Origin of the sequence: Capnocytophaga periodontitidis (assembly GCF_016126015.1) — a bacterium.
In the GTDB taxonomy this organism is placed as follows: Bacteria; Bacteroidota; Bacteroidia; order Flavobacteriales; family Flavobacteriaceae; genus Capnocytophaga; species Capnocytophaga periodontitidis.
Window position 1 is genome coordinate 115,398 of the sequence record NZ_JAEFDB010000006.1, and the last position, 26,694, is coordinate 142,091.

At 36.6% G+C, this 26,694-nt stretch carries 20 protein-coding genes; 8 read left to right on the forward strand and 12 right to left on the reverse strand.

The features are described from left to right. Positions 1-16: 16 nt before the first annotated feature. From I7X29_RS10000 to glmM, 3 genes are all read right to left on the reverse strand, one after another. On the reverse strand, positions 17-1,840 hold the full coding sequence (locus I7X29_RS10000) for a vWA domain-containing protein (protein ID WP_198467106.1): 1,824 nt from the start codon (positions 1,838-1,840) through the stop codon (positions 17-19). 26 nt (positions 1,841-1,866) lie between these two features. Further along, positions 1,867-3,678 (reverse strand): vWA domain-containing protein, encoded by a 1,812-nt coding sequence (locus tag I7X29_RS10005; RefSeq protein ID WP_198467107.1) that lies wholly within the window; start codon positions 3,676-3,678, stop codon positions 1,867-1,869. Between the two features lie 195 nt (positions 3,679-3,873). Further along, positions 3,874-5,259 (reverse strand): phosphoglucosamine mutase, encoded by a 1,386-nt coding sequence (glmM, locus tag I7X29_RS10010; RefSeq protein ID WP_198467108.1) that lies wholly within the window; start codon positions 5,257-5,259, stop codon positions 3,874-3,876. Positions 5,260-5,410: 151 nt separating this feature from the next. Between glmM and I7X29_RS10015 the strand changes: the two genes are divergently transcribed. The 7 genes from I7X29_RS10015 (at position 5,411) to I7X29_RS10045 (ending at position 12,817) form a co-directional block, all read left to right on the forward strand. After that, positions 5,411-6,565: an ATP-binding cassette domain-containing protein gene (locus tag I7X29_RS10015; protein WP_198467109.1), complete on the forward strand. Its 1,155-nt coding sequence runs from the start codon at positions 5,411-5,413 to the stop codon at positions 6,563-6,565. 264 nt (positions 6,566-6,829) lie between these two features. Continuing rightward, on the forward strand, positions 6,830-7,681 hold the full coding sequence (locus I7X29_RS10020; protein WP_225883720.1) for a hypothetical protein: 852 nt from the start codon (positions 6,830-6,832) through the stop codon (positions 7,679-7,681). A 73-nt stretch (positions 7,682-7,754) separates the two neighbouring features. Further along, positions 7,755-8,780, forward strand: a complete 1,026-nt coding sequence (locus tag I7X29_RS10025) for a hypothetical protein (protein WP_198467111.1) — start codon at positions 7,755-7,757, stop codon at positions 8,778-8,780. A 94-nt stretch (positions 8,781-8,874) separates the two neighbouring features. Further along, on the forward strand, positions 8,875-9,897 hold the full coding sequence (locus I7X29_RS10030) for a hypothetical protein (RefSeq protein ID WP_198467112.1): 1,023 nt from the start codon (positions 8,875-8,877) through the stop codon (positions 9,895-9,897). Positions 9,898-9,964: 67 nt separating this feature from the next. Continuing rightward, complete coding sequence (locus I7X29_RS10035) at positions 9,965-10,990, forward strand: hypothetical protein (RefSeq protein WP_198467113.1); 1,026 nt, start codon at positions 9,965-9,967, stop codon at positions 10,988-10,990. 115 nt (positions 10,991-11,105) lie between these two features. Beyond that, positions 11,106-11,912, forward strand: a complete 807-nt coding sequence (locus I7X29_RS10040; protein WP_225879512.1) for a hypothetical protein — start codon at positions 11,106-11,108, stop codon at positions 11,910-11,912. A gap of 59 nt (positions 11,913-11,971) precedes the next feature. After that, on the forward strand, positions 11,972-12,817 hold the full coding sequence (locus I7X29_RS10045; RefSeq protein ID WP_225883721.1) for a hypothetical protein: 846 nt from the start codon (positions 11,972-11,974) through the stop codon (positions 12,815-12,817). Between the two features lie 32 nt (positions 12,818-12,849). Here the strand turns inward: I7X29_RS10045 and I7X29_RS10050 are convergent, their stop codons facing one another. Together I7X29_RS10050 and I7X29_RS10055 are read right to left on the reverse strand one after the other, a co-directional pair. Continuing rightward, entirely contained in the window at positions 12,850-14,880 is a 2,031-nt protein-coding gene (locus tag I7X29_RS10050; protein ID WP_198474407.1) for a recombinase, read from the reverse strand. Between the two features lie 143 nt (positions 14,881-15,023). Continuing rightward, positions 15,024-17,870, reverse strand: coding sequence for a TonB-dependent receptor (locus I7X29_RS10055; RefSeq protein ID WP_198474409.1), 2,847 nt, complete (start codon positions 17,868-17,870; stop codon positions 15,024-15,026). A gap of 351 nt (positions 17,871-18,221) precedes the next feature. Here I7X29_RS10055 and I7X29_RS10060 point away from each other — a divergent pair, with 351 nt between their 5' ends. Further along, entirely contained in the window at positions 18,222-19,538 is a 1,317-nt protein-coding gene (locus I7X29_RS10060) for a sugar MFS transporter (RefSeq protein ID WP_198467117.1), read from the forward strand. On the opposite strand, the gene I7X29_RS10065 is transcribed toward I7X29_RS10060, so the two are convergent. The 7 genes from I7X29_RS10065 to I7X29_RS10095 all read right to left on the reverse strand — a co-directional run bounded on the left by I7X29_RS10065 (position 19,520) and on the right by I7X29_RS10095 (position 26,663). Next, positions 19,520-20,194 (reverse strand): hypothetical protein, encoded by a 675-nt coding sequence (locus I7X29_RS10065; protein ID WP_198474411.1) that lies wholly within the window; start codon positions 20,192-20,194, stop codon positions 19,520-19,522. The genes I7X29_RS10060 and I7X29_RS10065 overlap by 19 nt on opposite strands. Positions 20,195-20,272: 78 nt before the next feature. Beyond that, the gene (gene lysS / locus I7X29_RS10070) at positions 20,273-21,961 is read right to left on the reverse strand and encodes a lysine--tRNA ligase (protein WP_198474413.1); all 1,689 of its coding nucleotides are present in this window, start codon (positions 21,959-21,961) and stop codon (positions 20,273-20,275) included. Between the two features lie 44 nt (positions 21,962-22,005). Beyond that, positions 22,006-23,229: a hypothetical protein gene (locus tag I7X29_RS10075; RefSeq protein WP_198474415.1), complete on the reverse strand. Its 1,224-nt coding sequence runs from the start codon at positions 23,227-23,229 to the stop codon at positions 22,006-22,008. 4 nt (positions 23,230-23,233) lie between these two features. After that, positions 23,234-24,088 (reverse strand): hypothetical protein, encoded by an 855-nt coding sequence (locus tag I7X29_RS10080; RefSeq protein WP_198474417.1) that lies wholly within the window; start codon positions 24,086-24,088, stop codon positions 23,234-23,236. A gap of 90 nt (positions 24,089-24,178) precedes the next feature. Beyond that, a complete protein-coding gene (locus tag I7X29_RS10085) occupies positions 24,179-24,595 on the reverse strand; it encodes a hypothetical protein (RefSeq protein WP_198474419.1) in 417 nt (138 codons plus the stop codon). Positions 24,596-24,611: 16 nt separating this feature from the next. After that, complete coding sequence (locus tag I7X29_RS10090) at positions 24,612-25,565, reverse strand: acetyl-CoA carboxylase carboxyltransferase subunit alpha (protein WP_198474421.1); 954 nt, start codon at positions 25,563-25,565, stop codon at positions 24,612-24,614. 81 nt (positions 25,566-25,646) lie between these two features. Beyond that, entirely contained in the window at positions 25,647-26,663 is a 1,017-nt protein-coding gene (locus I7X29_RS10095) for a hypothetical protein (RefSeq protein ID WP_198474423.1), read from the reverse strand. Positions 26,664-26,694 lie beyond the last annotated feature (31 nt).

The following is a 26,694-nucleotide window of genomic DNA, read 5'->3' on the forward strand; positions in this document are numbered from 1 at the left end:
GGCAGGGGTTAGTTTATTATTTTATTTTTTCGGAAAGTTCGACCAAGCGAATGAACTCTTTGCGATAGCCCTCCTCATCTTTTCCAGTCGCATTCTTAGCTAAATCTATTACTTGTTTATATGAGGATTTTGCTTTGTATTTAGAATTTCTTAGGAGCATTCCCCATTCGGCAACAGCGGCGGCAAAGCGATAATCATCATCGGTTTGGGTGAAGTCGGTGAGAGTAAAAGGAATAGGAGTGCTTTCTTCTACGCTTTTAGCATCTTTTACCACAGGGTCTTTATAACGTATTTTGAGGAAAGCTAATTCATTAGCAAATCCTTCTTTCACTTGTTTTTGATAACGCAACCCATCGGTAGTAGCTCCTTTGGTAGGTATCAATTCATACAAAGCAGTTACAGTATGTCCTGCACCTATCTCACCAGCATCTTTCTTGTCGTCTTCAAAATCTTCATTGGCTAAAGTGCGGTTTTCATAGCCTACCAAGCGGTATTCTTTCACGTATTGAGGGTTGAATTCTAACTGTAGTTTCACATCTTTGGCTACGGTGTAAAGTGTACCACCAAATTCATTTACCAATACTTTTTTGGCTTCGGTAAGATTATCGATATAAGCATAGTTACCATTTCCTTTGTTGGCAATGGTTTCTACCATATCATCGCGGTAATTTCCCATACCATAGCCCAATACCGAAATATAAATTCCATTGTTGCGCTTCTCTTCTACCAATCGTTGCAACTCATCACGTGAAGAAATTCCTACGTTGAAATCACCATCGGTAGCCAAGATAATACGGTTATTACCTTTTGGCAAAAAGTTTTTTTCGGCTACTTCATAGGCAGTTTGTAATCCTGCTCCTCCTGCTGTAGATCCACTAGCTACCAAATCGTCTATCACTTTGGAGATTTTCTCTTTTTCTTTCGCTGGAGTAGAAGGTAAAGCAATACCTGTTTGACTTGCATAGACTACAATCGCTATCCTATCTTCTGGACGTAAGTTATCCAAAAGCAATTTGAACGATGCTTTGAGTAGAGGCATTTTATTGGGCTCGTCCATAGAACCTGAGGTATCTATTAGAAACACTATATTAGAAGGTGGCGCTTTGGTAAGATCTATTTTCTTTGCTTGTAATCCAATGCGCAACAGATAATTATCAGGATTCCAAGGACAGCTACTTAGCGTTGTTGTAGCATTGAGAGGTGTTTTGCTACCTTCGGCTGGAGGTGTATAGTTATAATCAAAATAGTTGATAAGCTCCTCTATGCGCACAGCATCTTTATGAGGCTTTTGTCCGTAGTTGAGCATACGGCGCACATTGCTATAAGAAGCTCTATCCACATCGGCAGAGAAAGTTGTTACGGGGTCTTTCGCTGTTTTCTTAAAGCCGCCTTCATCTATTGCTTTATAAGTCTCGCGAGAAGTATTTAAAGTATAGCCGTTTTTTGTTCCATAATTTCCACTAACACTTCCTGCACCTCTTATACGTATAGAAGAACTAGTTACGTCTCGTCTTTTTGCAGTTTCATAACTTGTTACCACCACTTCTTGAAGGGCAACGTTATCTTCTTCTAAAACTACATTGATGACTTTTTGCCCATTAACTTTCACTTGTTTGGTTTTCATTCCTAAAGAAGAAAACTCTAGGATATCACCATTCTTTACTTTGATAGTGTATTTACCATCAAAATCAGTAGAAACTCCTTGGGTAGTTCCTTTGATGAGTACTGAAACTCCAGGTAAAGGATTGTTAGAAACATCAGTAACCTTTCCTGTTACTTCATACTCTTGTGCGTAGAGGCTTCCTATAAATAGGAAGCAGAATAATAAAATTTGTTTCATACCATTAGTTATTTGGATTTAGGTTATTATTTTATTTTTTCGGAAAGCTCAACTAAATCTATAAATTCTTTACGGTAGCCTTCTTTGTCTTCACCGAGAGCGTTTTTGGCTAATTCAAGTACTTGATTATAAGAAGATTGTGTTTTGTGTTTAGAATTTCTTAGGAGCATTCCCCATTCGGCAACAGCAGCGGCAAAGCGATAATCATCATCGGTTTGGGCGAGGTCGGTGAGAGTAAAAGGAATAGGAGTGCTTTCTTCTACGCTTTTAGTGCGTTTGATGTAAGGGGCTTTATAGCGTATTTTGAGGAAAGCGAGTTCATCTTTATGAGCTTGTGTATTTTGCTTTTGGTAGCGCAACTCGTCAGTTGTTTTTCCTTTAGCAGGCACTAATTCATAGAGCACTGTTACAGTATGTCCTGCACCTATTTCGCCAGCATCTTTACTATCATCTTTAAAGTCTTCATTGGCTAAGGCACGGTTTTCATAGCCTATTTGGCGGTATTGTTTCACATATTGGGGGTTGAATTCTAACTGTAGTTTCACATCTTTGGCTACGGTGTAGAGCGTACCACCAAATTCATTCACCAATACTTTTTTTGCTTCGGCGATATTATCGATATAGGCATAATTACCATTTCCTTTATTGGCTATAGTTTCGAGCATATCATCGCGATAATTACCCATACCATAGCCCAATACAGATATATAGACTCCGCTTTGGCGTTCTTTTTCTACCAAGCGTTTCAATTCGCCATCGGAGCGCACACCGACATTAAAATCACCATCGGTAGCTAATATAATGCGGTTGTTTCCTTTTTCGATAAAGTTCTCGCGGGCAATTTGATAGGCTTTTTGAATACCAGCTCCTCCAGCGGTAGAGCCACCTGCTTCTAAGTTTTCTAAAACCTTAATAATTGTATCTTTTTCTTTGGCAGGTGTAGAAGGCAAAGCTACCCTTTCAGCTCCCGCATAGACTACAATCGCTACCCTATCTTCAGGTCGCAAGCTCTCCAAGAGTAGCTTAAACGACTCTTTAAGTAAGGGCAATTTGTCGGGTGAATACATAGAGCCAGAGGTATCTATCAAAAACACTATATTAGAAAGAGGTGCTTTAGTAAGGTCTATTTTTTTTGCTTGCAACCCGATACGCAACAAATAGTTATCTGGATTCCAAGGACATTTACTTAGGGTAGTGGTCGCATTGAGAGGTGTTTTACTACCTTCGGCTGGAGGAGTATAGTTATAGTCAAAATAGTTGATAAGTTCCTCTATGCGCACCGCATCTTTATCGGGTTTTTGCTTATCATTGATCATACGACGTACATTGCTGTAGGAAGCATTATCTACATCGGCGGCAAAGGTAGTAAGAGGGTCGGTAGCAGTGCTTTTAAAGCCATTCTCATCAATAGCTTTATAAGTTTCGGTTAGTCTTCTCCCTTGGGGTTTACGTTTTCGTTGTCTTCCTGCTGAGTAACTTTTTACGGCTACTGCACAAGAAACAAAAGATGCTTTCCTTACAGGAGCATAGCCAACTAATACGGTTTCTTCTATCTCGGAAATTTCTTCTAAAGCTATATCAATTACTTTTTGCCCAGTAATTTTGACTTCTTGAGTTTTATAGCCCATAGCAACAAATTGCAAGGTTTTTCCTTTCTTTACCTTAATGGAGTATTTACCTTCTTTATTGGTAGTAACTCCTTGAGCAGTACCTTTAATCACTACTGATACGAATTGCAAAGCTCTGTTTGAAGTATCGGATACAGTACCAGTTACTTCGTACTCTTGCGCGTGGAGACTTCCTATAAACAGAAAGCAGAATAATAAAATTTGTTTCATATTGTCAGTTATTAGATGTTAGTTTATTAGAGGTTAATTGTTAGTCCTTAGGGGACTACCTAACAATTGATTAAGTACTAAAATTTATTTTATTGGACAAGTTAGACGAGTCAGACAATTCGGACTAGTTGGGCGGGTATTTTACAAAGGAAATGTAGTGTTAAAAGAGTACAACTGATTATCAAGCAATCAACCTTAACTAATCGCTGCCATTTCCTCCATAAAGCGAGTGGCTAAAGCATCGGCTTCTGCCTGAGATTTAGCCTCAGTATAGATGCGGATAATCGGCTCGGTATTCGATTTGCGCAAGTGTACCCAGCTGAAAGGAAAATCAATTTTAAGTCCGTCGATAGTGGTGATTTGCTCGTGTGCGTACTTTTCTTGCATTGCGTGCAACACCTTGTCCGGATTAAGTCCGCTAGTGAGTTGGATTTTATTTTTGCTCATAAAATAAGCAGGATAACTACGACGCAAAGCACTCACAGTAGTATCTTTTTCAACCAAAAGAGAAAGGAAAAGCACTACCCCCACTAAGGCATCACGACCATAATGCAATTCGGGGAAAATGACACCACCATTGCCTTCACCTCCTATCACAGCATTTACTTCTTTCATTTTGGTTACTACATTCACCTCACCAACAGCAGCCGTAGCATATTCTACCCCATGTTTTTCGGCTATATCGCGCAAAGCACGTGAAGAGGAGAGGTTTGACACCACATTACCTTTCTTTTTACTGAGGTAATAATCGGCGCAGGCAACAAGGGTATATTCTTCACCAAACATTTCGCCTTCTTCGGTAATAAGCGCAAGGCGGTCTACATCGGGGTCTACCACCACCCCTAAATCGGCTTTTACTTCCACTACCTTAGCACAGATATCGGAAAGATGTTCTTTAAGAGGTTCGGGATTATGCGGGAACTGACCGTTAGGTTCACAGTAGAGTGGTACCACCTCAGCCCCCAAGCGTTCTAACAAAAGTGGGATAGCGATACCTCCGGTAGAGTTTACAGCATCGACCGCTACTTTGAATTTGCGTTTGCGAATAGCTTCCAAAGTTGCCAATGGCAAGAGTGAAAGCACCGCGTCGATATGGCGTTGTATATAAGTATCGTTGTGAGTGATATGCCCCAGAGCATCTACTTCGGCAAAAGTAAACTCATTGGCAGCAGCAATGCGCAAGATTTCTTCGCCTTCCTGAGCGTTGAGAAACTCACCTTTGTTGTTCAGCAATTTGAGGGCATTCCACTGTTTAGGATTATGACTGGCAGTGAGGATAATACCGCCATCGGCTTGTTCCATAGTAACCGCCACTTCTACGGTAGGGGTGGTACTCAAACCTATATCTACCACATCAATTCCTAAACCTACAAGGGTGTATTGGACGAGATTCTGCACCATTTCACCCGAAATACGCGCATCGCGACCTACAACCACCTTCACACGGGTTTTATAAATATGTTTTTTGAGCCAAGTGCCATAAGCAGCGGCAAATTTTACAGCATCAATGGGGGTTAAGTTGTCATCGGGTACTCCCCCTATAGTACCGCGAATGCCTGATATAGATTTTATTAGAGACATATTCTTACAATTAAAATTTTATAATTTAGAATTAATAAGCGCAAAGGTAATAAATTATTGCGAATTACAAGTTACGAAAGTGATTTTTTTTATCGTTAATTTGCTAATTTACTAATTATTGACTACTTTTGTCGCATCAAACCATTCGTTTATGACAAAACATCAACTCCGCGTACAAAACGCTCTTAAATTCTTTACACAAAAAGATACTGAATTAGGCTTTCGCAAACTCTTAGATTGTGTAGCCGACACACAACAAATGCCTCTCTACCTAAAGGCTATAGAACTTACCAACTGGAAGGAAAACAATCCTAATGAGTTGGATCAACTTACGGAAAAGGCTTCTGCCTTACTTGAAGAAGTAGGGCGATGCACCGTAGAGGAGGTAATAACTGAAAAAGCTGTGCTTGTTGCTAAAGACATTAAAAAAACCTACAATTCGGGAATGTTTTCATTAGGTCCTGTATCACTTACTATTAATAAAGGACAAGTTTATGGCTTAGTAGGTGAAAATGGCAATGGGAAAACAACCCTTTTGCGCATCTTAGCGCACGACCTCTCTTATAATTCGGGCGAAATAACCTATTACTTCAAAAAAACGCCCACTAATGAATACGATTTACGCACTAAATTAGCTTACATACCCCAACGCACCGACAAATGGTATGGTAGTTTGAAAGACAATCTCAAGTTTACTTTGGCGTGCTATGGCATCCCCGCTGAAGAAAACGAACCACGCACTCTGCTAATGATTGCCCGTTTAGGTTTGTGGAAATATCGCAACCTAAACTGGAATGCACTATCATCGGGGTATAAAATGCGTTTTGAATTAGCGCGTACCCTATTACGCCAGCCAGAATTATTGCTTTTAGATGAGCCTTTAGGGAACTTAGATGTATTGGCACAACAAGTAATATTAGAAGACCTCAAAATGATAGCTAACTCAGTAAATCACCCTATCGCTTTGATATTGAGCTCTCAACAACTCTTTGAAGTAGAAAAAATATCTGACAAGGTAATTTTCCTCAAAAATGGACAATACCGCGAAAATGTTGAGACTACCCAAGAGGATACCCCTACCCCACTCATCGTAGAAATTGACACTACTAACAGCAGAGAGGAATTATTAGCAGTATTTAGCACTTTTAATCTTGAAAAATTGCAGTACAATGGAGGTATTTACATCGCTTATTTTGCTGAAGGTACAGAATATTCTACTGTGTTAGAAGCTCTTGGTAAAGCTAAAATAGAGCTTACTTATATACGAAATATTTCAGCTTCTACCCGCCGTTTCTTTGTGAGTTAGTTTTTAGGGGATAGGTGTCAGGTGTCAGGGGACAGGTGTTAGGTTTTAGGAGGTATAGGTTATTAATTATAAAACACTCATTATCAATTGAAAAAATATTTATTAGAACGTTATCCAGCAATTTGGAACATTCAGATTGTGTGGCTATTTCCATTAATACTCTTATCCCATTTAGTCTTTTTTGGATTGGGATTTATAATGCTCACTGATAGTACGTTAGGGAATTCCTATTACCTGTGGGGAAGCTTGTATAATGGCTTACCTATGTTGTTAAACTTTATTATAATTGTTTTGTTATTGGTAGGTTGCCTTATTTATTTGTTTAGAAACAATGCTTTTGAGCGTTTCTACCCTGTGAGTCGTTGGCAATTGTTTGGGCGTTTTGTAGCGTACCTTGTGATTATCTTTGGAATGACAAGCACTCATATTTCGTTTATAGCAGGTGAGAAAGCTAAAGTTCATTGGCGGTATAGTGATAGCTATATCCATAGTATTTTGCAACAGTATCCTGAGAATTTTGACTCTTCTTACGAAGAAGTACGATATAGTAATAAAAACCAAATAAATGAGTTCTTTATCGCGCGAAATGCTAAGAATATGAAGACCAATACGTTTATAGAAATAGTAAAAGACAAATTGAATACTATTACAGTTATAGTTTTTGTACTCACATTGTTGCTCTTCACGGTACGCATCACCTCATTGCGCACAGTGCTATTAGCTATTGTTTTTGGAGGTTTGTTTCTTCTATTTATCCATTTGTTAGGTTTACTTATTTTATATCTTGTGGGCAATAAAAATGATTTGTTCACTTCTATCACAATAACATGCGCAAGTTTCCTCGTTCTACTCGGCATTTCAGTAAATTCTAAAAACAAACTATATAGAGAGATTGCTATAAATAATGCTATTTACACTTTTTTTCCTATAATAGCTGTTATTTTTACAGACATTGTGGATAAATTTTATTTGTGGCACTTTATAAAAGACCATTATGGAAAGTTTTGGGATAACCTACGAGAATTGCTTTTTTTGGATATTGGTATATTGCTAACCATACTTTTTATAGGACTTTATACAGGAGTTATCAAGAGGTGTAAAGCAATGCCAGAGTAGAGGTTAGGTGTCAGGGGACAGGTGTTAGGTTTTAGGAGGTATAGGTTATTAATTATAAAACACTCATTATCAATTGAAAAAATATTTATTAGAACGTTATCCAGCAATTTGGAATACGCATTTAATATGGGCGTTGCCTCTCATTCTTGCAATCCACTTATTCTTTTTCTTGTGGGGATTTGCTACTATTACCGATGAGAATATGAGCAACTATTCTTTTGGTTTGGAAAACCATTTTGAAGGGTTGCCTATGGTGATGAGCTTTATTATCATTGTACTAATGTTAGTAGGATGGTTCATTCGTTTGTTTAAGAATAATGCTTTTAAACGTTTTTATCCTGTGAGTGAGTGGCAATTATTCAGGCAATTTGTGATATATCTCTTTATTATGGGAGGCATACTCAGTTCAGGGCTTTCGTTTACAATAGGTGAATCGGCTAAAGTACATTTGCGATATACCGACAGCTATATACACAATGTATTACAACAATACCCTAAAAATTTTAACTTTGAAGATGTAGAGAGACTCCCTGAAGCACAACAAAGGGAATACAACATAGCTAACAATGCTAAAGATATCAAGAAACGCTTGTTTGTAATGGAGCTCAATGAGGAAATTACAATGGTAGAAACAGCTGTTTTTATACTCACATCGTTGCTCTTTATAGTACGTATCACTTCATTACGTACAGCATTGCTAACTATTTTATTTAGTGGATTGTTATGTTTATTATTCGCTCTGTTAGTAGTATTCATATTATTTATGGATATTGAAAATTATGGAGAAGATAGTATATTGTTTTTTCTCTTATGGATTATCTATCTCTCAATACTTTTATACTCTACTACCTCCTCTAATAAACTACAGAGAGGTATCGCTATGAATATCACAATATTAGATTTCTTTCCTATCATAATAGCTACTCTTTTCTTTTTAGAAAAGAGATACTTTAGAAGGAATTATGATAATGATATTCATTATTCACTCTGGCATAACTTCGAGGAACTTATCATTTTTAGCTGTAGCATATTGCTTTCAATTGGATTTATAGGACTTTATACGAATGTTATCAAACGATGGAGAGCAATGCCGGAATAGAGGTCAGGTTTCAGGTGTCAGGTGTCAGGGGACAGGGGACAAGTGTTAGGTTTTAGGGGGTATAGCTTATTAATTATAAAACACTCATTATCAATTGAAAAAATATTTATTAGAACGTTATCCAGCAATTTGGAATACACACGTGGTATTGTTATTACCACTGATACTCTTATCCCATTTAGTCTTTTTTGGATTGGGATTTATAATGCTCACTGATAGCACGTTAGGAATTTCCTATTACCCGTGGGGAAACTTGTTTAATGGCTTGCCTATGTTGTTAAACTTTATTATAATTGTTTTGCTATTAGTAGGTTGGCTTATTTATTTGTTTAGAAACAATGCTTTTGAGCGTTTCTACCCTGTGAGTCGTTGGCAATTGTTTTGGCGTTTTGTAGTATACTTTGCTGTTATTGGCGGAATTACAAGTTCTAGTTTTTCATTTATGGCAGGTGAGAAAGCTAAAGTATACTGGCGGTATACCGATAGCTACATTCATAGTGTATTACGACAATACCCTGAGGATATTCGCGATTCTGAAAGGGAACAATTATCTGATGATCAACTAAAGGAATATCACATAGTTCATAATGCATCACAAATAAAAAAACAAGTGTTTATAGAAAATTTTGATGATGAAATTTTTCTTGTAATCATTATTGCTTTTGTTTTAACTATATTGATTTTTACAGTACGTATCACCTCATTGCGTACAGTGTTGCTCTCTATTGTTTTCAGTGGCTTGTTGTGCTTGCTGCTTGGCTTAGTGCTCATATTGGTTTTGGAGAGCAATATGTTTGCAATACGAGATGTATATGTAGTGCTGACAATCTTATGGTTGACTTACCTTTCAGTGATTGCTTTATCTATTTTCTCTAACAAAAAACAATACCGAGGTATTGCAATGAATACTTCACTATTTGGTTTTTTGCCTATGACAATTGTTACTCTAATAGCTATCTGTGAGAGATATAATTGGTGGTATTTTTTAGAAAAGAATTACAGTTATTGGTACGATATAAGAGAACTTATAATTTCAATAGTAGGGATACTGCTTTCATTTGTGTTTGTAGGGCTTTATACGAATATTATCAAACGATGGAAGGCAATGCCGGAGTAGAGTGTCAGGGGTCAGGTGTTAGGTTTTAGGAGGTATAGGTTATTAATTATAAAACACTCATTATCAATTGAAAAAATATTTATTAGAACGTTATCCAGCAATTTGGAATACGCAGGTGATACTGTTATTACCACTGATATTCTTATCTCATTTAGTCTTTTTCGCTTTGGGATTTATAATGCTCACCGACGGAAAGTTATGTAAGGGGTATTACCCGTGGGGGGACTCGTTTAATGGCTTACCAATGTTGTTAAACTTTATTATAATTGTTTTGTTATTGGTAGGTTGGTTTATCTATTTGTTTAGAAACAATGCTTTTGATCGTTTCTACCCTGTGAGTCGTTGGCAATTGTTTTGGCGTTTTGTAGTGTATTTCGCTGTTATTTTGGGGATTATCAGTACTGGTTTTTCATTTATGACAGGTGAGAAAGCTAAAGTATATTGGCGGTATACTGATAGTTACCTTCACAGTGTGCTACAACAATATCCTGAGTATATTAGCGATTCTGAAATGAAACAATTTTCTGAAGCTCAGCGAGAAGAGTATTACATAGCTCATAATGCATCACTTATAAAAGAGCGAGTGTTTATAGAAAAATTTGATGCGCAAATTAACTTTATAATTATTATCGCTTTTTTACTCACATTATTACTCTTTGCGGTACGTATTACCTCATTGCGTACAGTGTTACTCTCTATTGTATTTAGCGGATTGTTGTGTTTGCTGCTTGCCTTAGTAGTAACACTTATTGTATATGTAGACACAAGTATAAAATTCAAAACATTTGCTGCTTTATCCCTGCTATGGATTAGCTATCTATCGGTGGTTTTCCTATCAATTACATCTAAAAAGAAACTATACCGAGGCATCGCAATGAATGCCACTCTATTTGGCTTTTTTCCTGCTATAGTTATTACTTTTGTAATTATAGAAGATAGGTACAATTTGTGGGAGTTTATAGAATATTATTTAGATGATATTAAGAATGATATAAAAATACTTATCCTTTGGGGAATTGGAATACTGCTTTCACTTGTGTTTATAGGACTTTACACAAGTGTTATCAAACGATGGAAGGCAATGCCGGAGTAGAGGTTAGGTGTCAGGTGTCAGGGGTGTAAATTATGAATTGTTAATTATTAATTGTAAATTGAAAAAATATTTATTAGAAAATTATCCGTTGATTTGGAACACTAAGTTGTTGCCAATGTTAGGTCTAGCTGCTTGCGGACACGTTTTTTTCTTTCTGTTGGGCTATATCGTTGATAAAGGCAGTATATATGAAAGAGTTTATACCATAGGAGAAGAATTTTTCCCTCTTCCTTTTTTATTGCACCTTATTGTGAGTATCTTGCTATTAGTTTTTTGGCTAATGCAACTCTCTAAAAACAATGCTTTTAAACATTTTTACCCCAGTAATCAGCTGAAGTTACTCGGTTTATATACACAATACTTTATAATTATATTTGCGGTACTCACTTTCTCTCTTTCATTTATGGCAGGTGAAAAAACGCACTTACTTGTGATTGATAGACCGTTTTATGGCGCTGAGGAAGGAACTATTGTGCAAGGGCTACTCATCGCATCACTTTTCATCTCACTATTAGTGCTTTGTGTACGGATTACTGAGGTTAGAAGCTTATTGCTTACAATTGTATTTTCGGGGGTATTATCACTCGCTTTAGGGATGGTGTCGGCATTTTTATTCAGTATTTTTTCTGATGCCAATTTGTTTTTCTTACTTGTTGTTTGGATGTATGTAGCAATTCCTTTCATTGCTATATTGGTAGTTGTTACTAATTTAGCAACGATGCCCAAACTGTTTTCGGGGATTCTCATCAACTTTTCACTGCTGTTCTTTACCCCTGCCCTTTACGGAGCTATCTTATTAATTTTCAAAGAAGAGACTTTTGACAATATGCCTCTTTTGAATTATGGGGTACTCTTGTCTAATTTCCTTTTCATATTGTTATACGCTCCTATACTGCACCAATGGAGAGCAGTGCCTGAATAGGTGCTAGGTGTCAGGTTTTAGGAGGCAGATTTTACTAATTATTAATTGTTGATTATCAATTGAAAAAGTATCTTTTAGAACATTATCCATTAATTTGGAGTACACGAGTAGTGCCAATGCTAATAATAGCTCTTGGCGCGCATTTGTTATTCTTTTTGTTAGGACTTATTGCTTCTAACAGAGGAGGAATGGGATTTGCTGAAGACTTTTGGGCACTTCCGTTTGAAATCTATCGCATTGGGCTTATTGTCTTTTTTGTGAAATGGCTGATGGATTTGTACAGGTTCAATGCCTTTAATTGGTTTTATCCTAACAGTCCGCTAAAGTTGTTTGGAACTTTTGTACTCTTTTTTCTCGTAACTCTCAGTGTGATTGGTTTGCCGGCATCATACGCTTTAGGAGTGTTATGTACTTCTTCTTTTGTAGGCATCGAGAATAGTGATTTAATTGATATTCATTTGTTTATCACCAAAGCTCCTTTTTCACTTTTTGCCTTAGGGATTGCACTTATTATCTTCTGTGTGTATATTACCAAATTGCGAACTTTCCTGCTCACCATCGTTTTCACCAGTGTTTTAGCACTTATTTTAGCAATGTTATGCATTATAATTGCTATTGTAGGTGATATTGATTTTCAGTTAGTTTTATGGATATATCTATTCGCTTACTTTGCTGTAGCGATAGCCTCGGTTATAGGTGCACCTTTGCTTCCCAAACTCTACAGTGGTATTCTCATTTGTTTCAGCCTATTACTCTTCCCTGCTGCTATTTTCACCATTGCTTTGCTAAAAGTAGATATCGACCATTTTTCTCAATCACTTTATTACCAACTTTTAGCTGGGGCTTTTCTATTTGTATTTTTATACAATTACCATATCCAGCAGTGGAAGGCAATGCCGGAGTAGGGGTTAGGGGTCAGGTATCAGGTGTTAGGAGGTTAAGATTTTTTATTTCTTACGGGGAAGAAAAAAGCTCTGGGGCGTTCTTTGAAGGCTTTCCACACGCAACGTGCTAAGTATTTAAGTTCGGAAGCGGGAACTTCACGAGAGCGTAAAGCTATCCATAGTGACAGACCAAAACTCACAATAAAGTTGCCCAAACCGATAATGCCTATCCCTAAAACACACCAAAAGATATTTTCTAAGCTGATGATAAAATTCATACCGTACAAGCCGTAAGCTAAATTACCACTGGCAAAGGTGATGTGGCGTATATCGATAGGTAAACCGAAGAATTCACCTACTGCCCAAGCACTTCCCATAAACACTCCAAACCAAATATTTGAAACAATACTTGGCCATTTTTTTTGCATCCAATTGGCAATGCGTTGCATACGTTCTTTACCAAAAAATCCTTTGAGGAAAGGGTGTTCGGATAGGCGGTAATAGAAGTTGTTGAAGTTGTTCACGCTGGCTACATTCCCCGCAATAATACCCGATAGAAAGAGAAAGACCCCAGCGATACAAGCGTGCAAGAACACGGGTGTATGCCATATATTAAGGTCTTCTAACAGATGTAAACTCTTTTTAGTCGCAATATTATAGCCCTCTAAATAGCTCATTCCGATCACTAAGAGCATCGAGATGGGGAAAGCTCCAAACACATTACCTACAAAAGCGATGAACTGCGAACGAAATAAACGCGTGAAGAGTGCTGAGAACTCAGTATATTGACGGCGTTTTTGTTTATCGTTGTTGTCGTTTAGGTTCTCTAAGGTTTTGGCAATGGTAGAAGCGGTCATTGCAGGTTGTTTGGTAGCCAAAGTAGAACCTGTGAGGTAAATAAGCACAAAACCAATAGCGTAGTTAAAACTATAGTTTAAAGCGCGGAAAAACGCACTTTGGTCAGGTACCATAGACATATAGAGTTTTACCAAACACATAAAACTCACAATTACTCCTCCCCATAAAGCCGTTTTGAGCATTTTGAAATACTCCTTACCTGTAGAAGTGATGTAGTGTTCCCCTGTTTTACCGGTATGATTTGTAATCTCGTAGGTAATGTTGTAAACACTATCGTCTATCAGTTTGCGAATATTGTTTTTCTTAGAGTTGGTTTTTACCATATCTAAGTAGAAAGCAATTGCTTTTTCGCGCTTGTCGACTTCTTTTTTTATAAACAAGTAGTTATAAAGACGTTTGATGCGTTTAATCTGCTGACGGATGAGCAAAAGTGTTTGGTTCACACTAAAGGTTACCCCATATTTTTCGGCGTTAGCATCGGCTTTGTTCACAAAATCTTCACACTGGGCAGCTAAGATATTGAGTTGTTTATAGTCTAATTCGTGTTCTTGTATATAGAGATAAGATTTATTTTCTTTAGCGAGAGTACGTGCGAGTTGATTTAGTTCGTCGTCGAGCGCGATAAAGGGGCTGTTTAAATGAGCATACTCAGGCACCATACGGTGTACATCGGTTTGTAGAGCGAGTCCTCCCATACGTTGTGAGAGAATCATTATCGCTAAAAGGATTTGTTTAGAGGTAGCTTTGCGCTCTGTATCTTCATAAAAAGTATTGACAGAGAGGATATCAAAAAGTTCCTTCCAATTGTCTAACGGGATTTGCAACACCCATTTAGCATCGGAAGGTCGATAAAAAATTTGGTTTAGTACATATTGGATATTCTCTTGAGAAGGCTGGTCGGGCAGGAGCTGACGGCTGATGCGGCGGCGTAATTCTTTGAAAAAAGAAACACTATTGAGTAAGCCAGCATCAGTGAATAGAAGTGTTTTTTGTTTGTTAGCAAATACATTGTGGAGTTTTTCTCGGAAGAAAGCGATGCGATCGGGTTCGTGTTTTATTTCGGAGATGAGCTCATCGATATTGAGAGGAGATTTTTTATCTTTACTTTTGCGGCGAAAGTAGTTCACTACATCAAACACGAAATCGATATCTTCGTAGTTAGATGAGTGCATATAAGTCTCAAAGACTTCATAGATAGATTTATATTTTTTTGCGAATAGCAACATATTTTTCAATTAACAATTAATAATTTAGAATGGTGCAAAGGTACGAAAAATTTATCAATTTGCTAATTTACTATTTATCAATTGAAAAGAGGCTGCCCGAGTAGGACAGCCTTTTGAAATCTTATCTTTTATTTTTCAACTTATTAGAAGTTGTATCGTACGCCGAAGCTAAAGGTACGACCGTCACCGAAGTATACTTGGTTTCTTACATCAATATCTTGATAAGTTTTACTGCCATTAGTAGTGTGGATACTTGTATAAGACTCTGAAATATAGTAAGTATCAAGTACATTATAAGCTTGTACTGAGAAAGTAAGACGTTGCTTATCGGTAAGTTGCCATTTATAAGAAGCTCCTAAATCAAAGAGATTATAACTTGGTAATTTGAGAGCACCTTTTTCAGCTTCAACTTTTTTATTGAAATTAGAAATATTTAAATTCGCATATAGATCATCTACGTAACGCCAATCAACATCGAATTTAAGTCCTTTTATAGGTGGTAGTATAGTTAGACCCAAAGAAGCAGTTGTTTGCGCGGTAGAACCTACTTTCACTTTGTCTAAGAAAAGTTTTACTTGGCTAGCACTACCTGCTGGTACTACATTTCCTTGATCATCGATAGTTTCGTTGCTTTCATTAGTAAGATTACCAGAAGCATCTCCTTTATAGTACCAATCACCTAATGAAAGAGAAGCATTTACCCTTACATAATCATTGATTTTAGCATTCGCTTCAAGTTCTATACCTCGGTGAATTTCTTCAATACCTAAAATATTTGCATAAGCGCGAATTGTATTATTTTTAAGGTTATTAGATTTGCGTAAATAACGATCCTTCCAAGAAGTGTGATATAGGTTCAAATTGACATTCAAAAAACTTGATTTAAACCCGTAACCGAGTTCTACTCCAAAAATTTTTTCATTAGTAAGAGAAGGGTTTAAGAAGTTTCGGTAATTAGGATATACAGCATCAAACAATGGTTGTTTAGAGTAATATCCTACATTTGCAAACACATTGTGATGTTCGTTGATATTGTAATTTATACCACCTTTGATATTATAACCTACGATATCTTTGAAACCTGTTTTAGTACTCATAGCAGTTTCAGGTTTACCTGTAATAGCTAATGTACCTGGTTTTAAAAAATTATCTATACGCTGGTAGGACTGTATCGAAGTAGCTCCTTGTATGAAAGCAGAGAAATGATCATCAGAGTATTCAAATTGAGAAAAAAGACCAAACCATTTCACTTCTCCATCATTGCTATAGCCTATTTGGTTTTCTAAAGGCTCTGTTTTTTGGAACGGATTCCAAGAAACATTAGCGGGAACAACGGTGGTTACCACATTAGGATTATTTAGATTCTTATTCTTATTGTCGGCATAAGAGTTATTTCCTAACATATCAGTAACAACTTGGTGGTGATAGCCATAATAGTATCTACCATCTAACCCAATATTTGCTGTAAAATTATCATTAATTTGGTGTTGCAAGTTAGTAAGGAAGCCATACCAGTCGTGAGAGTTCACGGAACCATTGCGTATGAAACCTTGGTTTACAGAGCCTGCTGATTTTCCGCTAGGGTCGGTTACTCTTACACTTCTACCTGCTTCACCAGGGTGTTGCATAGTCTCCAATCCACTTACTGCCTGACCTTTGTTATATTGTACTGCTTTGTCAAAGTCAATCAAACCTTCTTCAGTACGAAGTGTATTTAAATAATGTTTTTGAAGGGAGTAAGATGTAGTACCGCTCACTGTTTTTGAAGAGAAAGAGTGAGCTTCTCCTAAAGAGTTGGTGCCCATACCACGTCCTAAAGAAGCGTATACTACGGTACTAAGTGAAGTACTTTCACTTATTTTCCAATCCCAGTTGAGCATTGCTACGGGTTTGTGATATAGATTTTTCTTAATAGTATATTCTTCACCATCTAAGTATCCCCAATCTGAATTGTATTTGCGATTAGGTTCATCACCATCGCCATAGCGTAAATAATCAGACAACAAAGGACTGTTAGAGCGTTGGTGATGCCATTGTGGAGCTCCTGTAAACATCAGCTGGAAACTGTGTTTATCGGAAGGTTCATAGCCTAAAGCAAAATAATAGCTATAGCCATCAAACTTGGTACCATCTACGTATTTACGTCCGGCATTTTTACTGAATAACACAGAAGCCGACCAACCTGTAAGGCTCTTACCTGTATTGTAAGCAACTAATCCTTTATACTCTTGGTTACTACCATAGCTAAAGTAAGCAGTTCCTCCTTCGGACATATCGGCAGCACGTGTTACCACATTAATAGTACCTCCTACTGAAGCTATTGCTAACTTAGAAGCTCCAAGCCCACGCTGTACTTGCATTGCTGAAGTAACATCGGCAAGACCTGACCAGTTACTCCAGTAAACAGTACCACCTTCCATATCGTTTACAGGCATACCATTTACCATTACAGCAATGTTTTTGGTATCAAAACCTCGAATATTGATTTTAGAGTCGCCGAAGCCTCCACCACCTTTAGTGGCGTATACTGATGGCGTACGATTGAGTACTTCAGGAAGTTCACGTGTACCCAATTTTTCGATAATTTCAGTAGCTTGAATAGTAGAGACAGCTACTGGTGTTTTACGTTCTTTAGCAATGTCTAACAGTGTACTTTTAGCGGTTACCACCACTTCGCCCAACGCCTGTTGGTCGGTAGAAAGAGTAACCTTTATGTGTGCTTTACCGTTTACTAATTTGTAAGGAACGGTCTTGGTTACATACCCGAGGTATGAAAACTCCAAGGTGCCTGTAGGGGCATTTACATTTAAGGAAAACTTACCCTGCATATCGGTGGAGACACCGTGGGTAGTACCCTTAACCAATACATTAGCCCCCATCAGAGGTGCATTATACTCACCATCAATCACTTCACCCGTTACTGTTCCACTTTGGGCATACGTAATTGTTGCGAGCAATAAAATTGCGACATTTAAAAACCAGCTTTTCATTTATATTTAGTTAATTAGTTTCTCAGCCGACGGTTAGTAGATTGCTCATACACAAAGTGACTAAAAAAACAAAAAGCTGTTTCACTTCTTATTTCAGGGGCAAAATTAGTGCTTTTTTATGAAATACAAACATTTTTATCGCTTTTTTTATAAACAAAGTAATCAACAAGTTATCAAACGACAAATATACAAGTAAATTAGGAATCTTAAACAGAAGAATAAAAATTCTTAAAATCTCTGACAATAAACAACTTACAATCATTAGTTATATTTATAACAAAAATATATTGTTAAATTTTAACGTTTCTTTAAATATAAAGTGTAGATTTGCAGGCTAAAAATTGACCAATAATGAATAAAACCAAAAAATGTTTTAGAGCGTCTGTGTTTATTGCTATTTTATTTTTCTTATTTGGTGGAATTACTGTATTAGTACAATTGTTAGTTCCTCATCTAAAAGACATTTTTGAACTCAATTACGCTCAAGCAGGATTTATACTCTTTTTTTTCTTTTTACCTTATTTGCTCTTTTCAATTCCAGCGGGAGTTACGCTTAGCAAAATAGGATACCAGCGCAGTATTACCTTAGGGCTCATTATTGTAGCTTTAGGGTGTTTATTGTTTTATCCCGCTGCCGAAATGCGTTCTTTTTGGGCGTTTATGATTGCTATTTTCGTATTAGGAAGTGGCATCACCCTCTTACAAGTAGCCGCTAATCCTTATATTGCAGCTTTAGGCAAAGAAAATTCTACTCACAGCCGACTCACTTTCTCTCAAGCATTTAACGCTTTAGGAACTACATTCGCACCTATCATCGGGGCAGTTTACTTGTTGAAAGACGAAGTAAAAACGTCTGGTGAAATACGATCGTTAGATCCTTTAGAACGAAATATGTATCTACAATCGGAAGCACTAACTATACAAACTCCTTTTTTATATATTTCACTTATAGTGATTGCTTTAGCTGTTGTATTTGGCATTGCACAACTACCTTGTCACACCACAGAAGAAGAGGTGGTTGATAGAAAAAGTTATTTTTCATTGTTAAAAAGAACGCCTTTACTTTTAGGAGCTATTGCTATTTTTCTATATGTAGGAGCTGAAGTAGCTATAGGAAGTTTTGCTATCAACTATTTGGTAGAAATAAATATGTCTGAAATATCACAATGCCCTATAGGAGGACCTATGTGGAAAGCTTTGGGAATCATTTTTAACAAACCAGACCTTATCAATGCCGATCCTAAGGCTATGGTTGCCATATTTTTGTGTTTCTATTGGGGAGGTGCTATGGTAGGAAGATTTATAGGAGCACAACTTAGTAGACACTTGTCTCCAGCTAAAATGCTGATGATTGTTGGCTTATGTAACGTTGTACTCATTTTGATAGCCATCAATACAGGAGGGCTTTTCTCGATGCTGAGCCTATTATTGCTAGGATTCTTCAATTCTATTATGTTTCCTACTATTTTTGCTTTAGCTTCTGAAGGGATTGACGAATTGAAAGCTCAGGCTTCTGGACTATTATGTACTATGATTGTAGGCGGCGGATTAGTGCCTATCCTATTTGGTTTCTTCACTGATCGCATAGGGTTTAGCTTAGCATTTCTCACCTTAGTAGCGTGCTATGGTTATATTGCTTTCTTTGGATTCTACAAAAGTAGTAGATGATTTTTCGATTGACAATTGAAAAATTCGTTGATTCTTTTCAACCCTTTATAAATTCCTAAAAGCGCTGCTAACCTTACCCCTTCATAAACCAATGGAGTTGCTAAATTTGCCAACTTTATTTTTGCTTGATATCTTGAAGAAAGCACATCGTTATCAATAAAATACAAAAAAGGAGAGGGGAATTGCCATACTATTAGTTCTATAATATAAAACAGAAGAAATGCACAAAATAACTGCCAGTGATAATGTAACAACTCCTTTTTCTTTGTTGCCAAATACAACAGCAAAGCGCCGTTTAGCAAGCTCAACACACCAAAAATACCATTGTTGTTGAATTGCATCACAGCACTAATACCTACCAATAAGGCTGTTATCAAAAGTAAATAACCTATATTTTTGCACAACATAAAACCGTATAAATAATCTCTAAACTTTATATTTAGAGCCAACAAACGATCACGTTGTTGTTTCTCTTCATCGTTTAAAAGCTCATAAGCTGTTCCTGCTGAGGGCATCATTTCTTTCATTACCTCTTTGAGCAAACGTTCGTCTTTAATCTGTTCAAGGAGTTCAGCAGGGTATCTTCCTTGTGCTAAAATCATTTTAGCTCGCGTGATGAGTCTTTCTTTATAGGCTAATTTCTCGGTGATATTCATTACTATATTTTTTAAAAGAAAATGCCAAAGATTATAACACAACCTTTGGCATCTATAATTTGCTAATTGACAAATTGACTAATTTGCTAATTCTACGAACAGTTCTTCTCCTTCTTTTACTACTTTAGCAACTTTCTTGCTAGTAAGTCCTTTGATAGCTTTATCCCATTTCTTGTTAGAGAAAGCTGTTTGTGTTTTAAGAGCATCTAAAAGAAGTTTTTCTGATGTTTTTAGCAATTCAAACACTACTTTTTCATCTTCTGACAACTCTACCCCTTTCTTTTCAGGACGCATTTGTGGGAAGAAAAGTACTTCTTGTATGCTCTCATTATTGGTTAGGAACATAATCAATCTATCCATACCTATACCTAAACCTGAGGTAGGAGGCATACCATATTCAAGAGCGCGTAAGAAATCTTGGTCGATGAACATAGCCTCATCATCACCTTTTTCTGAGAGTCGCAATTGCTCTTCAAAGCGCTCGCGCTGGTCGATAGGGTCGTTGAGCTCAGAGTAGGCATTAGCAATCTCTTTACCACATACCATTAGTTCAAAACGCTCAGTAAGTGCAGGATTGTCACGGTGTTCTTTGGTAAGAGGGGACATCTCTTTCGGGTAATCGGTGATGAATGTAGGCTGAATAAAGTTGCCTTCACATTTCTCGCCAAATATCTCATCTATGAGCTTGCCTTTGCCCATTGTTTCATCTACTGCAATACCAATAGAATGTGCAAAGGCTCTTAGTTCTTCTTCTGTTTTCCCTGTGATATCAAAACCTGTAAATTGCTTGATAGCCTCGGTCATTGTAACACGTGGATATGGTGCTTTGAAATCTACTGTATGAGCTCCAAAAGTAGCCTTAGTAGTGCCATTTACTGCCATAGCGCAATGTTCGATCAAACGCTCGGTGAAGTTCATCATCCAGTGGTAATCTTTATAAGCCACATAGATTTCCATCGCAGTAAATTCTGGGTTATGAGTTCTATCCATTCCCTCGTTACGGAAGTTTTTAGAAAACTCATACACTCCATCAAAACCACCCACAATAAGACGTTTTAGATAGAGTTCATTGGCAATACGCATATAGAGCGGAATGTCCAACGCATTGTGGTGAGTGATAAACGGACGCGCGCTAGCTCCCCCTGGTATAGCTTGCAATATAGGTGTTTCTACTTCCAAATAACCTGCCTCATTAAAAAACTGGCGCATCGCATTGAACAGCTTTGTACGTTTGATAAACACCTCTTTCACGTGTGGATTTACTACCAAATCTACATAGCGCATACGGTAGCGTTGTTCAGGGTCGGTAAAGGCATCGTGCACTTTGCCATCGGCATCTACTTTTGGCATTGGCAGAGGGCGCAATACTTTAGATAAGAGGGTAAAATTCTTAACGGCTACTGTTTTTTCACCCATCTTGGTGATGAATAAATAACCTTCTACCCCTATAAAGTCGCCTAAATCGAGGAGTTTTTTAAACACCTCATTGTAGAGCGTTTTGTCTTCCCCAGGGCACATCTCATCGCGATTGAAATACAACTGCATTGTGCCCTCGCTGTCTTGCAAAGTAGCAAACGAGGCTTTTCCTTGTACGCGCAAGGACATCAACCTACCAGCAACCACTACTTGCTTGCCTTCTTCATAACGGTCGGCTACATCCTTAGAGGTAGTATCGACAGGATATAATGGAGCGGGATATGGATTAATCCCTAATTCTTTCAATTTAGAGAGTTTTTCTCTACGAATGATTTCTTGTTCTGATAACATCTTTTTTAATGATTAATGTTTAATGATTAATAGTTAGTGGTTAGTTAATACATTTCATATTGGAAATAGTAGGTAACATCTTCTGAATCTTCCATATCCTTACGTTTAGATTCTATTTTTATTACACGTCCTTGTTTATCCCAATGGAATTTATTTGTTTGGTTATAACTTTCAAAAACCCAAAGAAGGGGATTTTTTTGGATAAACTTTCCTTGACCTCTTTCACCATCTTCTTTACCAAAAGTTATAGTGATAGGTAGGTGATTTTTAGTATTAGAAAGTGTGTATACCGTTTTATTTAGGTCATCTTCATCAATAATTTTATTACCTTCACGTTTGATTATGTTTTCATAAATTGACCAAGTATCGGTGGAAAAATTTGTTCTATAGCAATTTAAAAAATCATCTTGCAATTGGTAATAATCACAACTATAATAGAAATGCTTACCGTCATACGGAGGTGTTTCCTCTTTTACAACTTTCTTAAAAATTTCATTGTCGTTATACAGATATTGAGTAGTAGTGAGAGGTTCTGCATCTGACTGATATTCTACGAGTTCTCGCAATAATCCGTCTTCATATTTACATTCCATATATACTTCGCCATCTTGTCGCTCTATACGAGATAGTAATCCTTGTTCATTGAGACAGAGTCGCATTTGCACTTGTTTGTTTTCTTTTAATGTAATGCGCTTGACATTTTTCAAATTTAAAGAAAAAACAGGAGAGAGCATCAAGGCTTGATTGATCAACACATCTTTCACATATCTATCTGATACTTCTTTGGAGCGCGATGTAAGATGTTCTTTTTTCTGTTGAAAGTGCTTTAAACGTTTTTGAAATTCGGTATAATAGCTTGATTCAACTTTCTTTTTGAGTAGTTTAGGTGAAAAATATTCAGTAGCCCCTACTAAATCATTGTACAGTAAGGGAGTAGAACTTTTTTTACCATCCCAATAAACCACTCGCACACAGCCTTTACCCTCTTCATTATCAAAATGAATAGTAGAGTGTTTGTAATTATCAAAAGTTAAAGGCTGTGTACTGATCCAAGCGTAACGTATTTTGGGGTTTAAAGATTTGAAATTCTTTGCTAACTCAGCTTCTTCACGTGTGCCAAGATTGTTAGGAATACCACAATATTCTCCTATTACAATAATAAAAATAGGTTGTCCTGCTGCTATAAAATTATTGTTTTCATCGTCGTTTTGGGCGTGAGCAGGCACTAACATTAAGACGGTAAGACATAAAAAAAGTAAGTGTTTCATAAGTTTAATACATTTCATACTCATACGTATAAACTGTTTTCTCTTTTCCTTCAGTAACTACAATTTTGCTAATACGCCGGTTGTTATCCCAATGATACTCTGTTTTTTCTCCTTCAAAAATATTTTCCCAAAGAGTAGGCTGTTTTGCTATTATTTTACCTTCCTTACTTTTGTATTTATAAGTGATCGGTAAATAGTTCTTAGTCCTTGAAAGATGAATAGTAAGATCTAATTCTTTATTAACAATAAGATTTCCTTGCTTGATAACAGTTGCTCTTTCAATCACCGAGTGATTATAAGCTGAAAGTATCACAACATATATATCTAAAAAATCATCTTTGAGTTGTGCGTAATTACAATTGTAATAATTCCCAAAAGGCGGATTATCTTTGGATGTAGCTTTTGCAAAAATCTCATTATCATTATAAGCATACAAGGTTTCATCTATAGCACCCTTATTTGATTTTTCTATCTTTTTGCACAATAATCCATTTTCATAAACATATTCATTTATTGATGACTCCTCACCATCTTCAAAAAAAGACCTTGTTTTAATAAGTTGCCCCTTTTCATTAAGATAGATAGTTCGACTATTTTTTCCATTGCATTTTACTTGAATCACCTTAATTCCTTTTGTATTAATGGGCAAAAGTTCATAAGAACTCATAAACTGACTATAGTCTATTTTTTTAACAAGTTCATAATAAACAAATCTATCAGAAACTTCTTTAGAATGAGAAGTGATTTTCTCTTTTTTACTTTTGTATTGCTCAAGCCGAGCTTCATACACCTCTTTTTGCCCATATACAGATATAGACAGCAATAGACTAATACACAAAAGAAATAAGTGTTTCATCATTCTTAAAAAATAGATTGTATGATTTTCTGTTGGATTTCTAATAAATAAGTTCGTTTGATACTTCCTACCCTTTTAATAATATCACCCTGTCTACACTTCATTTTCTAAATACTTTTCTATCACTGGTGCAGCCATACGTTTAGCATTGCTCAAAAATATTTCTCTCTCTTGAAAATAATCAATGAGCATTGTCCTGTATTCTAAAGCCTTATTTAGTATATGAAGCGCTGACTGACGTATTACATCTGAAATGTCTGTTTGCAAGGTCATATCTCTAAGAGTATCAAATAAGGGTAAACTATCAACAAGAGCATTGTAGTCCACTTCTTTTTGAATAAAAGGTATTTTCCAAAAATTAGAAATATAACTATCTAATTTTTTATCTGTTCTTTCTAATACTGATAAGGCATAATCATTATAGTTAGTGTGTTGATATTCACTTATAGGAAATGAATTAATCACACCAAATGATGAATACAAATCATTTTGTAAAACTGCTGTAGTCATATTTTTAGCTTTTTTACTACTCCTTATACACTCCCATATTGAGATATTTATTCATACGCTTTTCAACTAAGCGGTCGGCAGGAAGTTTTTTGAGTTCTTTATAGGCGTCGAGAATCACCTTACGCACGGTCTTGAATATAGCTTCGCGATCGTGATGAGCTCCTCCAAGAGGTTCTTTGATGATTTCGTCGATGAGTTTGAGTTTTTTCATATCGGGAGCGGTGAGTTTGAGGGCTTCGGCAGCCTCTTTTTTATACTCCCAACTACGCCATAAAATAGAAGAGCAAGATTCTGGTGATATTACTGAATACCAAGTATTTTCAAGCATATATACCTTATCGCCAATACCGATACCTAAGGCACCTCCTGAGGCACCTTCACCTATGATAAACACGATAGTAGGCACTTTGAGTCGCGACATTTCCAAGAGGTTACGCGCAATAGCTTCCCCTTGTCCGCGTTCTTCGGCTTCAATACCTGGGAAAGCGCCTGGGGTATCCACAAAGCACACTACAGGAATATTAAATTTTTCGGCTTGTTTCATCAAACGGAGGGCTTTGCGGTAGCCTTCAGGATTAGCCATACCAAAATTGCGATATTGGCGCATTTTTGTGTTTGAGCCTTTTTGCTGACCAATAAACAAAAAACTTTGATTATCTATTTTGCCAAAGCCTCCTATCATCGCTTTATCGTCTTTCACATTGCGATCGCCGTGTAATTCTAAGAATGTATCACCAGCAAGCGCCTTAATATAATCCAAGGTATAAGGACGCTCAAGATGGCGAGAGATTTGTACTCGTTGCCAAGCTGTGAGGTTACCGTAAATCTCTTTTTTTACTTGGTTGAGTTTTTTTTCTATTTTTTTGCAAGCGTCGGTCATATCCACATCACTTTCATTCCCAATGGTTTGACACTTTTGCATTTGTTCTTCTAACTCTTTGATTGGCTGTTCAAAATCTAAATATTCCATAGACTTAACTATTAATTTGGTTTATTTTCAGAGGGCAAAGATATGAATTAATTAACAATTGACAATCAACAATGAACAAATTTAATTTGCTTCGCCATAAATTCGGCGTTCTGAAGGTTGCTCACACTGGTAGTGAAAAATAGTTTGAGGCTCTATTTTCAGCTTTTTAAGATCTGTAGTACTTTGTTGCAGTTCTAATATTTTAAACTTGTGATACTCAATATTGTTATAAGGATCTTTATAAACATTTTTAGAGGCGTCATACTGCAAAAAAGAGTCTTCAATATTAGACGAAACTGTCTCATCTTTAAGCTCCATATACATTGCTTGAGGATCGTTTAATACATCAAATCGAAGCATTTCTTCCAGCTCTTTATCAACTTCATCCTCGTCTTCTTTAGCAAAGGCGAATTCACTAAGTTCCTCTATAGGTATTTTTTTTATTTGCTTTTTAATACTTTTTACAGCTTCTTGATTCTGTTCAAGTGTTCTCATATTGATAAAAATCAAACAAGTATGCCCTTCTTTTTCTACCAAAGCTCCTGCTCCATCAAGTTGATAATGAGAACGCTCGCCATACCAAATGAGAAAATCATTATTGTCATTCAAAGTAAAACGAGCTGTATTTTTAAGTCCTTGCGTTAGCAAAGGCAACTCATTTGAAAAATCAGCAATAAGTGTTAGGCTATTGCCTATCTCTTTTTTACTGAATGTATGTACGTAACGACTTGGTAAACAATTAGGATTCTCATTGAACACCGAGAACGTTTTGCCGTTCTCATACTGAAGATAATTTTTTCCATCTTCAAAGTTAGCAAATCGAATACGTACCTCATCAGGTTTTAAGTTTTTGTTGTGATTGCCATAAACTAAAAAGAGAGGACTCTTCTTAGGTTTAAAGAGTACCATTCCATCGGGAAGCACTTCATAAGTACCTGGAATCATAGTCATATACCCATATAGCGCAAACATTTTGTTAGGAAAGAGAAAAATTCCTCCTCCTCTACCTTTATAACTTCCCACTAAATCTTTATTTTGAGCAGAAAGTCCACCAACAAACATTAAAAAAATGAATGATGTAAGAGCTTTGTTTTTCATAACGTTATTTTTTTGGGGACAAAGATAGTAA